Origin of the sequence: Enterovirga aerilata, assembly GCF_013044135.1 — a bacterium.
GTDB classification, from domain to species: domain Bacteria; phylum Pseudomonadota; class Alphaproteobacteria; order Rhizobiales; family Beijerinckiaceae; genus Enterovirga; species Enterovirga aerilata.
Map to the genome: position 1 here is coordinate 323,960 of NZ_JABEPP010000002.1, position 14,019 is coordinate 337,978.

At 68.7% G+C, this 14,019-nt stretch carries 13 protein-coding genes; 3 read left to right on the forward strand and 10 right to left on the reverse strand.

The window, feature by feature from the left end:
• Window positions 1-126: 126 nt before the first annotated feature.
• Both HJG44_RS06750 and HJG44_RS06755 read right to left on the reverse strand, forming a co-directional pair.
• The gene (locus HJG44_RS06750) at window positions 127-906 is read right to left on the reverse strand and encodes an SMODS domain-containing nucleotidyltransferase (protein WP_171217593.1); all 780 of its coding nucleotides are present in this window, start codon (window positions 904-906) and stop codon (window positions 127-129) included.
• A 4-nt stretch (window positions 907-910) separates the two neighbouring features.
• Window positions 911-1,411, reverse strand: coding sequence for an SLATT domain-containing protein (locus tag HJG44_RS06755; RefSeq protein ID WP_171217594.1), 501 nt, complete (start codon window positions 1,409-1,411; stop codon window positions 911-913).
• A 304-nt stretch (window positions 1,412-1,715) separates the two neighbouring features.
• Between HJG44_RS06755 and mazG the strand changes: the two genes are divergently transcribed.
• Entirely contained in the window at window positions 1,716-2,579 is an 864-nt protein-coding gene (mazG, locus tag HJG44_RS06760) for a nucleoside triphosphate pyrophosphohydrolase (protein WP_171217595.1), read from the forward strand.
• Here mazG and hflX read toward each other — a convergent pair.
• The 7 genes from hflX to dusB all read right to left on the reverse strand — a co-directional run bounded on the left by hflX (window position 2,576) and on the right by dusB (window position 11,692).
• A complete protein-coding gene (hflX, locus tag HJG44_RS06765; protein WP_171217596.1) occupies window positions 2,576-3,979 on the reverse strand; it encodes a GTPase HflX in 1,404 nt (467 codons plus the stop codon). The two genes, mazG and hflX, sit on opposite strands and share 4 nt — an antisense overlap.
• Window positions 3,980-3,987: 8 nt before the next feature.
• Window positions 3,988-4,239 (reverse strand): RNA chaperone Hfq, encoded by a 252-nt coding sequence (hfq, locus tag HJG44_RS06770; RefSeq protein ID WP_171217597.1) that lies wholly within the window; start codon window positions 4,237-4,239, stop codon window positions 3,988-3,990.
• Window positions 4,240-4,390: 151 nt separating this feature from the next.
• Window positions 4,391-5,761: a nitrogen assimilation response regulator NtrX gene (gene ntrX, locus HJG44_RS06775; RefSeq protein WP_171217598.1), complete on the reverse strand. Its 1,371-nt coding sequence runs from the start codon at window positions 5,759-5,761 to the stop codon at window positions 4,391-4,393.
• Window positions 5,758-7,974, reverse strand: a complete 2,217-nt coding sequence (locus HJG44_RS06780; RefSeq protein WP_171217599.1) for a sensor histidine kinase NtrY-like — start codon at window positions 7,972-7,974, stop codon at window positions 5,758-5,760. The genes ntrX and HJG44_RS06780 overlap by 4 nt, the downstream gene beginning before the upstream one ends.
• Before the next feature lie 146 nt (window positions 7,975-8,120).
• Window positions 8,121-9,572: a nitrogen regulation protein NR(I) gene (ntrC, locus tag HJG44_RS06785; protein WP_171217600.1), complete on the reverse strand. Its 1,452-nt coding sequence runs from the start codon at window positions 9,570-9,572 to the stop codon at window positions 8,121-8,123.
• A gap of 9 nt (window positions 9,573-9,581) precedes the next feature.
• Window positions 9,582-10,679: a two-component system sensor histidine kinase NtrB gene (locus tag HJG44_RS06790; RefSeq protein WP_171217601.1), complete on the reverse strand. Its 1,098-nt coding sequence runs from the start codon at window positions 10,677-10,679 to the stop codon at window positions 9,582-9,584.
• Window positions 10,676-11,692 (reverse strand): tRNA dihydrouridine synthase DusB, encoded by a 1,017-nt coding sequence (gene dusB / locus HJG44_RS06795; RefSeq protein ID WP_171217602.1) that lies wholly within the window; start codon window positions 11,690-11,692, stop codon window positions 10,676-10,678. Before dusB ends, HJG44_RS06790 begins: the two co-directional genes overlap by 4 nt.
• Window positions 11,693-11,795: 103 nt before the next feature.
• Between dusB and HJG44_RS06800 the strand changes: the two genes are divergently transcribed.
• A complete protein-coding gene (locus HJG44_RS06800; RefSeq protein WP_171217603.1) occupies window positions 11,796-12,992 on the forward strand; it encodes a bifunctional 2-C-methyl-D-erythritol 4-phosphate cytidylyltransferase/2-C-methyl-D-erythritol 2,4-cyclodiphosphate synthase in 1,197 nt (398 codons plus the stop codon).
• The gene (locus HJG44_RS06805; RefSeq protein WP_171217604.1) at window positions 12,989-13,486 is read left to right on the forward strand and encodes a CinA family protein; all 498 of its coding nucleotides are present in this window, start codon (window positions 12,989-12,991) and stop codon (window positions 13,484-13,486) included. The genes HJG44_RS06800 and HJG44_RS06805 overlap by 4 nt, the downstream gene beginning before the upstream one ends.
• Here HJG44_RS06805 and HJG44_RS06810 read toward each other — a convergent pair whose 3' ends face one another.
• On the reverse strand, window positions 13,487-13,963 hold the full coding sequence (locus HJG44_RS06810; protein WP_171217605.1) for a type II toxin-antitoxin system RatA family toxin: 477 nt from the start codon (window positions 13,961-13,963) through the stop codon (window positions 13,487-13,489). It abuts the gene before it with no gap.
• Between the last annotated feature and the right edge of the window lie 56 nt (window positions 13,964-14,019).

The window sequence follows — 14,019 nt, forward strand, 5'->3', positions numbered from 1 at the left end:
GTCGAGTTGAAGCCGGAGCAGTCCCCTAACCGCGGCTGGTTATTTCAGGCCGTAGTAGTCGCCGGAATGCTCGCCCACCCAACCCTGGTAGCTATCTCCCGCAAAAGGGAAACGGCCCCAACCGGCTCACTCGGGGATCAGCTTCTTGACCTCCGCTTCGGCGTTGTACGGCATCAGCTGCCTCTCATACTCACGGACCTGCCTGACGATGCCCTTCGCCCTGTTGATCCGGTCGTTGCGCCATTGCGTGCCGGTGTAGGCGTCGAGTTGGTCGAAGACCGAGAACAGGTAGTCCCGCTCGTTCGTGCAAAGCCAGAAGCTCATCCCCGCGATCCGCTTCTCAAGCCCGTAGCTCTCGTAAACGTAGCCATTCGCGGCGTTCCACAGCTTGGCCAGCCGGATCGTAGGCTTGAGCAGGTAGCGGTTGTTCCGGTTCGCGGTCTCCAGGGTCGTGTTGAAGTCGATCGGATTGGTATCCTGCCAGGCCGTCGGGCTGCTCGGGATCTTGTAATACGTGCCCCACTGGTGGAGGGCCGGAACGAGATCGAATTTGATGTGGTTCAGTTCGAGCACCACCGTCGGGTTGGACTGATAGAGCTCGGACGTCGAGTACCGCTCCTGCGCGAACCGCTTCAGCCGGTCCAGATAGGTCTGCGGATTGAACCCTGCCTTCTGGAAAACGATCATGTAGTCGATGTCGGACTGGCCATCCATTCGGCGCGGCAGGATCGTTCCCCGCGTTGAGGAGCCGAACTGGAACTTGCTCGAAAGCCCGTCGCCAGCCACAGTGAAGTAGCCGGAGAGCCGGGACGACAGCGTCGAGATCGAGGTCGAGATGGACGAGCGCTCCGCCTCCGACAGGACCGCCCCGCTCGCCCGACCCTGGAGGTAGGACAGCACCGACATCGGCTTACCTCTTCTTGTCCACGGCGTGCTTGGCCTCGCCCTCGTCGATGCCCTTCTTCGCCTTCCGATAGTCTCCGTTCGAAAAAGGCGGGCTGGCCTGGTTCAACTCGTCACGACGAGTAGTGAGCCCCTCCAGCGCCGTCCGGGCCGTCTCGTCGTCAACGCTGTCGAGGGTGATCTCCCGGAACACACGGGAGTTGTTCCGCAGGGCCAGGTACTGGTCTCCCGAGCTCTTGTGATCCGACGACTTCTCCCCTGGCTTGAGGAACGTCATGAGCGATGTCAGGACGGCGACGGTCAGCGCCATCGATCCGGCGGCGACGGGATAGTCTTTGAAGAAGGTCGCCCCGGCGGCCGTGCTCAGGATGACGGACGGTATCCCGAAAATGTAGTTCCACCGTGCCCATCGGTCGGCGGCATTGAAGTGAGACTTACCCGAATGGGTGCAGTCCTCCTCCATTCGTTCGAGTTCCGCTCGAACCTTGTCCCTGTTGAGTTCCGGCATCTCTCACCTCTGCCGCCCGTTGTAGCAGGTCGAGGTAAAGTGAACAAAGGCGGAACGCAGGTCCTGCCCGGAAATCCACAAACCTGGGGACAGTCCCTCATGCCTCGCTCAGCCCGGCGCTGCCGATGCAGGTTTCAACCGTCGTCGTTTCCGCTTAGTGCAGGAATCATCCCTGGCCGGTGCAGAAATCAGGCATGGTGATGAAGGATGAAGCGAGGGCGTCCCAGTGCAGGAATTTACCCCGCGCGACAATCCTCCCATGTCACCGGGCGGCCCGGTGAGCTCCGCGGCGGATCGGCCGGGCATGGATCGGGGCGTCGGCGCCCCGTTCGAGCCACGGCCTTCGCGTGACGTCGCGATGCTTCTCGCCATCATGGCGGCCCTGCGCGATCCCGAGACGGGCTGTCCGTGGGACATCGAGCAGAGCTTCGAGACGATCGCCCCGTACACGGTCGAGGAAGCCTATGAGGTGGCCGACGCCATCGCCCGCGGCGATCTCGCCGAGCTTCGGGACGAACTCGGCGATCTTCTGCTCCAGGTCGTTTTTCACGCCCGCATGGCCGAGGAGCGCGGCGCCTTCGACTTCGGCGGGGTCGTGGAGGCCATCACGGCAAAGCTCATCCGCCGCCACCCGCACGTGTTCGGCGCTGCGCGCGATCTCGCCCCGGCCGAGGTCAAGCGGCTCTGGGACGAGATCAAGGCTGCGGAGAAGCGGGAGCGAGCCGACCGGCAAGGCGGCGAGGACGGACCGGCCAGCATTCTCGACGGCGTTCCGGCCGCGATGCCGAGCCTGACCCGGGCCGACAAGCTGACCCGCAGGGCTGCCAGGGTCGGCTTCGAATGGCCGGACCTGGACGGGGTCACGGCCAAGATCGAGGAAGAGCTGGCCGAGGTCCGGGAGGCAGCTGCGGGTGGCGACAAGGCCGACCTTGCCGAAGAGGTCGGCGACCTACTCTTCACGGTCGCCAACCTTGCGCGGCACCTCGATATCGATCCCGAGGCGGCCTTGGCTCGGGCGAACCGCAAGTTCGAGCGCCGGTTCAGGGCGGTCGAACGGGCGCTCGAGGCGGCCGGCCGCACGCCGGAGCAGTCCGACCTCGCCGAGATGGACCGGCTCTGGGAGGAGGCCAAGGCGGCCGAGCGGGCCGGGGGACCGGAGCCGGGTTAGGTCAGGCGTTCCGCCTGGGGGAACCGCTTCCGGAGCCGAGGCTCCTTCTCGGGTGCGATCCGGACGGTCAGCTCAGTCCGGCCGCCCTCGCCGTCCAGCCGCTCGATGATCTCGGCCTCCTCGTGCAGCCAGTTCGATGCGCCGCCATCGCTCGGCTCGACAGCGATGCGGAAACTCGGCCGTCCCTTGGCGATCCTCGCCTCGATTCCGGCGAGGAGTGCGTCGATCCCCTCCCCGGTGACCGCGGAGACGAGCGCCGGCCGGGTCTCCGGCTCGGCCCGCTCGACGACCGCGGCGAGGCGGTCGCGCTCGTCCGCCGCGAGCAGGTCGGCCTTGTTCCACACCTCGATCACCCGGGCGCGGTCGTCCGGGTTGATGCCGAGCTGGCGAAGCACGTTCTGGACGTCGGCGGCCTCGGCCTCCGTCTCGCCATGCGAGATGTCGCGGACATGCAGGAGTACGTCCGCCTCGATGACGTCCTCCAGCGTCGCCCGGAATGCCGCAACCAGCATCGTCGGCAGGTCGGAGATGAATCCCACCGTGTCGGACAGGATTGCCGTCTCGCCGTGCGGGAGCTTGATGGCCCGGGAGGTCGGATCGAGCGTCGCGAAAAGCAGGTTTTCCGCGAAGACCTCGGCCGAGGTGAGCCGGTTGAAGAGCGTCGACTTGCCGGCATTGGTGTAGCCGACGAGCGCGACGATCGGATAGGGTACCCGGCGCCGGCTCGCGCGATGGAGCGAGCGGGTCTGCTTCACGGCGTCCAGGTCCCGCTCGATCCGCCGCATCCTGTCCTGGATGATGCGGCGGTCCGCCTCGATCTGCGTCTCGCCCGGACCGCCGAGGAAGCCGAAGCCGCCGCGTTGCCGCTCGAGATGGGTCCAGGAGCGGACCAGGCGGCTCTTCTGATACGCGAGATGCGCGTGCTCGACCTGGAGCGCGCCCTCGCGGGTACGCGCGCGCCGGCCGAAGATCTCGAGGATCAGGCCGGTACGGTCGATGACCTTAGCCCCCCAGGCCTTCTCGAGATTGCGCTGCTGCACCGGGGTGAGCGCGCCGTCCATGACGACCAGGTCGACCTCGTCGGCGGCGATCCGGCCTGCGATCTCCTCGACCTTGCCCTTACCGAGCAGGGTCGAGGGACGCGGGGCCGAGACGACCACGATGAACTGGCCGACCACGTCGAGATCGATCGCGCGGGCCAGCCCGACCGCCTCGTCGAGTCGCGCCTCCATGGGACGGGGATTGGGCGGCGGGGACTGGACGGCCCCTGCCCTCCCGGCACCCGCCACCCTCGCCAGATACGGCCCGATGACGAGCGTCCGGGTTCGAGCGGCGATGTCGCGCTCGGGCTCCGGCCCGCGCCTAAGACGGTCTTGCTTCGGAGGGCGCGGTTCCGCCACTGCTATCCTTACGGCTTGGGATCGACCTCGTCCGGCTCGAAGAGCTGGATCGGATGCCCGGGCATCACGGTCGATATGGCGTGCTTGTAGACGAGCTGCGAGTGCCCGTCGCGCCGCAGCAGCACGCAGAAGCTGTCGAACCAGGTCACGATGCCCTGGAGCTTGACGCCGTTCACGAGGAAGATGGTGAGTGGGACTTTGTTCTTCCGGACGTGGTTGAGAAAGGTGTCCTGAAGATTTTGGCCGCGTTCGTTCGGCATAGTTGCGCCCGTGTCAGCCCTCACGGCCGGCCATCGCCGGGCTGCCCCTGTTGTCGTTGATCAGGAAGCGCAAAGCCTCCGACCGGCTCCTCATTACACGGATTGATACCGCATCGCGCAAGCCCTTTCGCAGGTGCAGCGCGAACGCGAGCTATCCTCCGATGCCGAGAAGCTTCAGCTTCCTGTGGAGCGCGGAGCGTTCCATGCCGATGAACTCGGCCGTGCGCGAAATGTTTCCGCTGAAGCGTGCGATCTGCGCGACGAGGTATTCCCGCTCGAATATCTCGCGCGCCTCCCGCAGCGGCAGGCTCATCAGGCGCTCGCCCCCCTCCCCGTTCGGCGTCGACGGAACGAGCGTCCCGATCTCGGAGGGCAGCATCTCGGCGGTCACCTCGGCGTCCGGGTCGCCGGCCGTCAGGATCATCAGCCGCTCCACGTTGTTGCGGAGCTGGCGCACGTTTCCGGGCCAGTCGTGCGACTGGAGGACCGCCATGGCTTCCTCGCCGATCCGGCGCTTCGGAAGCCCCGTGGTGGACGAGATCTGGTCCTGGAAGAACTCGATCAGCTCCGGCACGTCCTCCCGCCGCTCGGCCAGCGACGGCACCCGGATCGGCACGACGCCGAGACGGTGGAACAGATCCTCCCGGAAGGCTCCGCGCTGGATCTCCGCGGGCAGATCGCGGCTCGACGACGAGATGATGCGCACGTCGACATGGACCCGCGTCGCCCCCCCGACGCGCTGGAAGTTCTGCTCCACGAGGACGCGCAGGATGCGTCCCTGCACCTCCTTCGGCAGGTCGGCGATCTCGTCCAGGTACAGCGTGCCGCCATGCGCCTCCTCCAGCGCGCCCGTGCGGCGGCCGCGCTCCGCGCCGCCTTCCACGCCGAAGAGCTCGGCCTCCATGTTGTCCGGCGTGATCGCGGCCGCGTTGAGCGTCACGAACGGCCCGGACGATCGTCCCGACTGGGCATGGATGGTGCGGGCGACGAGCTCCTTGCCGGAGCCGGGCGCCCCGGCGATGAGGATCCGCGCGTTCGTCGGCGCGACCTTCTCGATCGCCTGGCGAAGCTGGTTCATCACGACCGAGCGCCCGGCGATCCGGCTCGCCTGGATCGAGCGCGCCTTGAGGTCCTTGACCTCGCGCTTGAGCCGCCACGCCTCCAGCGCCCGCTCCGCCACGAGGACGAGGCGGTCCGCCTTGAAGGGCTTTTCGATGAAGTCGTAGGCGCCCGCCTTGATGGCGGAGACGGCCGTCTCGATGTTGCCGTGGCCCGAGATCATCACGATCGGAAGATCGGGATGCTCGGCCTTGATCAGGTCGAGAACCTGCAGGCCGTCGAGCCGGCTGCCCTGCAGCCAGATGTCCAGGAAGACGAGATGCGGTCGCCGCGCCTGAATGGCCGCGAGCGCCTCGTCGGAGGAGCCGGCCTTGCGCGTGCCGTGCCCCTCGTCCTCGAGGATGCCGGCGACCAGGTCACGGATGTCCGCCTCGTCGTCGACGACCAGGATGTCCGTGCTCATGCAGGCACCCGCTGCGTTTCGGAAGCCGCCGATGGCCCCGGCTCCGCCTCCAGGTTCTGCGGGAAACGCATGCGGACGAGGCTGCCGCGGCCTGCCGGATTGTCGAGGAGCTCGATCCGGCCCCCATGGTCCTCGAGGATCTTGCCCACGATCGCGAGGCCGAGACCCGTCCCCCCTTCGCGGGTGGTCATGTAGGGCTCGAGCAGGCGCTGGCGCCCCTCGACCGGGAAGCCCTTCCCCGTGTCGCTCACGTCGATGATCACGTCTCCGCCCTCAGCCCTGACCGCGACCCGTATCTCGGCCTTGCCCCGCTCGCTCTCGGGGACGGCCGCGATCGCCTCCGTCGCGTTCTTGATGATGTTCGTCACCGCCTGCGACAGGAGCCTTCGATCGAACCTCGCGGCGATCGGGGCTTCCGGCACATCGTCTACAATGCTGATCTCCGGATTTGCGATCCGCATCATGAAGACGATCTGGCGGACCGTATCCACGATGTCCTCGGCACCGATCGCCGGTTTCGGCATTCGCGCGAAGGACGAGAACTCGTCCACCATTCGCTTGATGTCATCGACCTGGCGCACGATCGTGTTCGTGCATTGGTCGAATACCTCCCGGTCCGTCGTGATCAGCTTCCCGTATTTGCGGCGGATCCGCTCGGCAGAAAGCTGGATCGGCGTGAGCGGGTTCTTGATCTCATGCGCGATGCGCCGGGCGACGTCGGCCCAGGCCGAGCTGCGCTGAGCCGTGACCAGATCCGTGATGTCGTCGAGCGTCACGATGAAGCCTTTGTCCTCCCCGCGGGCCTGCTCGCTCGTGACCCGGATGTTCAGCGTGCGCTCCCTCCCCATGCGGGAGATCGGGATCTGCTGCTGGGCGAGCCGCAGCCGCCCGAGCTTCGCCTCCTCGATCAATTGGGCGATTTCGGGGAGCACGGAGACGATGGGCTGGCCGAGGAGATCCTGGCGGTTGGCGTCGAGAAGCGCTTCGGCAGGGGGATTCACGATCGTGATGAGGCCGTGCGCGTCGATGCCGATGACACCGGCCGAGACCCCGGACAGCACGGCCTCCATGAAGCGGCGGCGCCGATCGATCAGGTCGCTCGCCGCGGTCAGCCCGTCGTGCTGGCGGCGCAGCTCGGAGGTCATCTTGTTGAAGGTCTCGCCGAGATGCGCGAGGTCGCCTTCGTTGCGGCGGACCGGCACCTGCACGTAGAAATTTCCGGTCGCGACCTGATCGGTCGCGTGAATGAGCCGCCGGATCGGGGCGACGAGACGATTCGCGAAGTTCAGCCCGAACCAGACGGCTGAGAGCAGGACGATCAGGGCGATGAGCCCGAACATGGACGCGAAGGCGACCTGGATGCCCAGCCGCTTCTCCTCGAGCGCCTGGTAGTAGGCGACGCCGGCTTCGGCCACGGGCGGGAACTCGGTCGCGCGGGGATCCACGGGCCGGGTGACGAACAGAACTGCCCCCTCATGCGCTGTCAGCCGGAGCACCGCGCTGAACAGGTTGCCGACCCGAGGCACGATGCAGATGGCCTCGTTCTCGTTCGCGCTCGCGAGGTCCTCCGCCGACGGGCCCTTCACGCCCGGTATCGTCCGTATGTCCACGCGCTCCAGGATGGTGCCGTCAGGTTTCACCAGCATTGCGACCGGAAAGCCGAGAAAGGTCGCGCGGGACGTCAGGAAGTCGCGGAAGAGCTTCCGGTCGGCGTCGTACAGCACCCGTGCGCGATTGAGATCGGCGGCCATGAGCTGCGTCTCACGCGCCAGGGTCCGGCACTGATCGTCGCGATAGGCCTGCGCGATCTCGACCGTGTTCGACATGAGCGCCTTGATCGAGCCGGTGAACCAGGGGTCCAGTCCGCGCTCGAGGATGGCGCTTGCGACGATCGCGACCAGAATCGCAGGGGCGGCCGCCACGAGGCTGAAGAGCGCCACGACGCGGACATGAAGCCCCGCGGCCGCCGCTCCCTCGCGCCGGGCGCGGACGATGGTCCAGCCCTCCCAGGCAACCACGCCGACCAGGACGAGAACCAGCAGGACATTGATGGCGAGCACCCAGACGACCACGTCGTGGGTCGGCAGGACCGGCGTCATGCCCGCCAGGACAAGGAAGGTGACGAGCCCCGAGCAGAGCGCCGCCCCGACCATGAACGCGCCGATCCAGCCCGGCCCGCGCGACGTGCGGCGCGCCGGCCTCGCCGCGGGCATGGGCTCAGCCGCCTGCATGACAGGCCCCGCGGGCGCTCCCGGCCCGCGGGAATGCCCGCGGAGCCGGAGCGAGGTGATGCATTACGGCCACAGCCGCGGATTAGAGCCGAAGTGCTCCGAAGTCCAGGCGAGCGGCCGGCGACCCGTCAGCGCGACGAGCGGATCACCTGAAGGTCCAGGTCGCGCACCTTCTTGCGCAGCGTGTTCCGGTTGACGCCCAGGAGCTCGGCCGCGCGGATCTGATTGCCGCGCGTCGCCGCGAGCGCCGCCCCGATCAGCGGACCTTCGACCTCGCGCAGGATGCGGTGGTAGAGCCCGGGCGGGGGCAACGTGTTCTGGTACTTCTTGAAATACACCCCGAGATGGCGCTCCACCGCCATGGAAAGCGTCTCGCCTTCGACGGGCGCCGTCAACTCGGAGCCACCACTCGCGACCTGCGGCGAGCTGTCGAGCTCCGCATCCAGGATCGGGCCGGTGATCGTATCCTGCGGATAGAGGGCGGCAAGCCGCCGCACCAGGTTCTCCAGCTCGCGGATGTTCCCCGGCCAGCGATACCGCTTCATGCGGTCGAGCGCGTCGGAATCGATCTGCTTGCGGGGCAGGCCCTCCTTCTCGACCAGGTTCACGAAGTGGCGAACGAGGTCCGGGATGTCCTCGCTGCGCTCCCGCAGCGGCGGCAGCCGCAGGGGCACGACGTTCAGGCGGAAGAACAGATCCTCGCGGAACTGACCCGACTGGATGGACTGACGGAGATCCTTGTTCGTCGCCGCGACGATGCGGACATTGGTCTTGATCGGCACGCGCCCGCCGACGGTGGTGTACTCGCCCTGCTGCAGGACGCGCAGGAGGCGGGTCTGCGCCTCCATCGGCATGTCGCCGATCTCGTCGAGGAAGAGCGTGCCGCCCTCCGCCTGCTCGAAGCGCCCCGAGCTGCGGGTCAGGGCGCCCGTGAAGGCGCCCTTTTCGTGCCCGAAGAGCTCCGATTCGATGAGGTCGCGCGGGATCGCGGCCATGTTCACCGCGACGAAAGGCCCCTTCCGCCGCTTGCCGTAATCGTGGAGCGCGCGCGCCACGAGCTCTTTGCCGGTGCCCGATTCGCCCGAGATCATGACCGTGAGGTCGGTCGGCATCAGCCGTGCGAGCGCGCGGTAGATCTCCTGCATGGCCGGCGACCTGCCGACGAGCGGGATCTCCTCCTGCTCCGCCGCCAACCCGGCCTGGCCGGGATTGCGCGGCCGCGACAGCGCCCGGCCGACGATCGCGACGAGCTCCTTCAGGTCGAAGGGCTTGGGCAGGTACTCGTATGCTCCGCGCTCGGAGGCGCGGATCGCGGTCATGAACGTGTTTTGCGCGCTCATGACGATGATGGGCAGTTCCGGCCGCACCTTCTTGATGCGGGGAAGGAGATCGAAGGCGTTCTCGTCCGGCATCACGACGTCCGTGATGATGAGATCGCCCTCCCCTTGTGCGGCCCAACGCCAGAGCGTCGCCGCATGCCCGGTCGAGCGGACGTCGTAGCCGGCGCGGGAAAGCGCCTGGTTCAGCACCGTCCTGATCGCCGAATCGTCGTCGGCCAGCAAAATTTGTCCGCTCGGCATCCGTCAGCCTCAAACCTCTGAGCCGCGCCCGTCGCGGGCGCTGTACATGGGCAGGAGGACCCGGAAGGTCGTCCGCCGCGGGGCGGGATCGCACTCGACCACGCCGCCATGCGCGCCCACGATCTTGGCGACCAAGGCAAGCCCCAGGCCACTTCCCTGCGCCTTGGTCGTGACGAACGGATCGAATAGGTGGGGCAGAAGGTCCGCCGGGACCCCCGGGCCGTTGTCGCTGACGCCCACCTCGATGGGCAGCGCGACGCGGCCCCGGGCGCCCGGCATCTGCAGCCGCACCCCGGCCCGGAAGGCGGTCGCGAGCACGATCTCCCCGTCCACCGCATCCACGCCGACCGCTTCCGCGGCGTTCTTCACGAGATTGAGGAACACCTGCACGAGCTGGTCGCGATTGCCGTGGACCGGCGGCAGCGAAGGATCGTACGCCTCCACGAAGCGGATGTGGCGGGCGAAGCCGGACTGCGCGAGGCGCCGGACATGGTCGAGCACGCCGTGCACGTTCACCGGGCCGCGCTCGACCGGGCGCTCGTCCCCGAACAGCTCCATGCGCTCGACGAGGCTCACGATCCGGTCCGCCTCGTCGCAGATGAGCCGGGTCAGCATGCGGTCGTTCTCGTCGACCGACTGCTCCAGGAGCTGCGCCGCCCCGCGAATCCCCGAGAGCGGGTTCTTGATCTCGTGGGCCAGCATGGAGCCCAGCGCCGTGAGCGACCGCGCCGCACCCCGGTGGGTGAGCTGCCGGTCCATCTTGTCGGCGATGGTCCGCTCCTGGAACATCAGCACGACGGCTCCATCCTCGCCGAGCGGCGTGGCGAAGACGTCGACCGTGCGCTCCGCGATCGAGCGTGGGTTCGGCAGGTCGACCCTGTGCTCGCTCACCCCGGCCCCGCGGCGGCGCACCTCGTCAACCAGGGCGATCGTCGGGGAGCCGAACGGGACGACGTCCTCCAGCCTCTGCCGCCGCAGTACGCGGATCGACAGTTCGAAGAACGTCTCGGCCGCGTGGTTCGCATCGAGAATCTCGCCCTGGGGCCCGATCGTGAGCACCGGCAGCGGCAGCGCGTTGACGACAAGATCGCTCGAGACCGCACTCATGCCGCGAGCCTCGCCGGTTCCGCATAGAGCCGGCGCAGGAGGCAGGCGACGAGCCCCGGCTCGGTCGTGGTCAGCAGCGTACGGCGATCGGTCTCCGCCAGCCCGAACCCCGCCTCGGTCGCCCGGTCCGCATAGGCGGCGAGATGCTTGCGTGCATGCCTGACGCCCATCTCGGTGCCGTAGAGGGTCAGCATGGCCTCGTAGTGCTCGAGTGCGACGCCGGCGCGCTCGGCCCAGCTCGGGGGCGCAAAGGGCCGGCCGGCCAGCGCGGCTGCGACCTCGCCGACGATCCAGGGCTGCCCCACCGCCGCCCGGCCGATCATCACGGCTGCGGCTCCGGAGCGGGCGAGGCAGGCACGGGCCGTCTCCGCGCAGACGACGTCGCCGTTGGCGATGACCGGGAGCGCCAGAGCGGCGGCGACCTCGCCGATCGCGTCCCAATCCGCCCGGCCCGAATAGAATTGTTGCCGCGTCCGGCCGTGGACGGTGACGGCCTGCGCTCCTGCCGCGGCAGCCGCCGACGCCAGGACGACGGCATTGCGGCTCGCATCGTCCCAGCCGAGCCGCATCTTCACGGTGACCGGAACGGACACGGCGGCGACCACGGTTTCCACGATGGCGAGCGCCAGGTCCGGCTCCCGCATCAGGGCCGAGCCGCAAAGTCCGCCGGTGACCTTCTTGGCAGGGCAGCCGAAATTGATATCGATGATCTCGGCCCCGCTCGCCTCCGCGAGCCGGGCGGCCGCGCCCATGGCGCGCGGGTTGCGCCCGACGAGCTGGACCACATGCGGCTGGATCCCCTGCCCTTCCGAGCGCAGCCGCGCTTCGTCGGCCCGAGCGACATAGGCGGCTGCGGCCACCATCTCCGTGACGACGAGCCCGGCTCCGAACCGGGCGGCGATCCGGCGGAACGCGACATCGCTGATGCCCGACATGGGCGCGAGCACCGCCCGCCCCCGCATCGGCACGGGGCCGATCCGGAGCTCGCTGCCTAAAAACTGTTCAGAAGCCATGGCTGCCTGACGAATAACCAATCCGGGCGTCAGCGCAATGGGTCATCTTTGCACTGCAGCGCGGATTGCCTATCAGGTCGCCCTTGTTCCGGGCCGAGGGGTGATGGAGACGATTGCGATCATCGTGGCCGCGGGCCGCGGCAGCAGGGCGGGCGAGGGCCTGCCCAAGCAGTACCGCGCCCTGGCGGGGCGGACGGTGCTCGGCCGGACGCTCCAGGCCTTCGCCAGCCACCCCGGCGTGGGCAGGATCCTGTGCGCGATCCACCCGGACGACCGCGCGCTGTACGAAAGCTCGGTGGCCGAGCTCGATCCGGCGCTCCGGCGCAAGCTGCTGGCGCCCGCCGCCGGCGGAGCCACCCGGCAGATCTCCGTCCGCCAGGCGCTCGCGGCGCTCCCGCCGGGCGATGGCGACGCCATCGTCCTCGTCCACGACGCCGCCCGCCCATTCGTCGAGCCCGGGCTGATCGAGCGTGCGATCGAGGCGGGCGTCGCCCATGGGGCGGCGATCCCGGGGCTCGCCGTCACCGACACGGTGAAGCGCGTCGGCCCGGACGGGGCCGTATGCGAGACGCTGGACCGGGCCGCGCTCCGGAGCGTGCAGACCCCGCAGGCCTTCCGGCGCGGGCCGCTCGCCGCAGCCCATGCGCGGGCCGCGGCCGAGGGCGAGGACGCCTTCACGGACGACGGCCAGCTCATGGAATGGGCGGGAGCGACGGTCTACGTCGTCGACGGCGATAGCGCCAACGTGAAGCTCACGAGCGCGCGGGACTTCGAGGAGGCCGAGCGGCGTCTCGCCGGCCGAGGAGAGAGCATGATCACGCGGGTCGGCACCGGCTTCGACGTCCACACCTTCACGGAAGGCGACCATATCTGGCTCGGCGGCCTCCGCATCCCGCATACGAAGGGCGTGCTCGCGCATTCGGACGGGGATGTCGTGCTGCACGCCCTCACCGACGCCCTGCTCGGCGCAATCGCGTGCGGCGATATCGGCACGCATTTCCCGCCCAGCGATCCGCAATGGAAGGGCGCATCGTCCGACCGCTTCCTCGATCACGCCGCCAAGGAGGTGCGCTCGCGCGGCGGCAGGATCGACCATCTCGACGTCACGGTCCTCTGCGAGCGGCCGCGCATCGGCCAGCATCGCGAAGCGATGCGCGAGCGGATCGCGGCGATCGCAGGCGTCCCGGTGGAGAACGTGTCCATCAAGGCGACCACGACGGAGAAGATGGGCTTCACAGGCCGCGAGGAGGGCCTTGCGGCCCAGGCCGCCGCCACCATCCGGATGCCGGAGCGGGCATGAGCGCCTCCCCTGCCCTGCTCCGCCGCGCCGAGGCGCTGCTCGCCGCCTGCCGGGCGAAGGGCTGGCGGGTCGTGACGGCCGAATCCTGCACGGGCGGTCTCGTGGCCGCGCTCCTGACCGAGATCGCCGGCTCGTCCGACGTCGTCGAATGCGGCTTCGTCACCTATTCGAACGGCGCCAAGGCCGGAATGCTCGGCGTCGACCCCGCCCTGATCGACCGGAACGGCGCGGTGAGCGAGGAGGTCGCCCGCGCCATGGCCAAGGGCGCCCTCGCCCGCTCCGGGGCCGATCTCGCGGTCGCGATCACCGGGATCGCCGGGCCGGGCGGCGCGACCGCCGCGAAGCCGGTCGGGCTCGTCCATTTCGGGCTCGCCGTCCGGGGCGGGCAGACCCGCCACCTCGAGCGGCGCTACGGCGATCTCGGCCGATCCGCCGTGCGCGAGGCGGCGGTCGGGGACGCGCTCGGGCTGCTGGAGGGCGCCGCCCGGCCCTGATCAGCCCTGCGCGGGGCCGGCGGTGGGCCGCCCATAGACATCGGCCGCCCGGCTCTCGAAAGCGTCCGTGAAGCGGCGGAAGGCGCGGTCGAACATCGCGCCCATCAGCAGCCCCAGCGCCATCGAGCGGAACTCGTAGTCGATCGAGAAATGGACGGCGCAGCCTCCGCCCTCGCCCGGCCGGAACTCCCAGCGGTTCTCCAGGTAGCGGAACGGCCCGTTGATGTAGGAGACGTGGATGTCGAGCGCCTTGCGGTCGAGCATCACGCGCGTGGTGAAGCGCTCGGCGATCGAGCGGTAGCCGACGCTCATCTCGGCGACCAGTGTCTCGCGATCCTGCTCGTCCTTCGTCCGCCGGATGACGCGCAGGCCGGTGCAAAGCGGCAGGAATTCGGGATAGCGCTCGACGTCGGCGACGAGCTCGAACATCTCCTCCGGCTTGTGCGGGACGCGCCGGGTCGTGCGGAAGGACGGCATCGCGGCTATCTGGTCCGGCCAGGCTCCGATGTCCAGAAGCGAACGGCCGGCTTGCC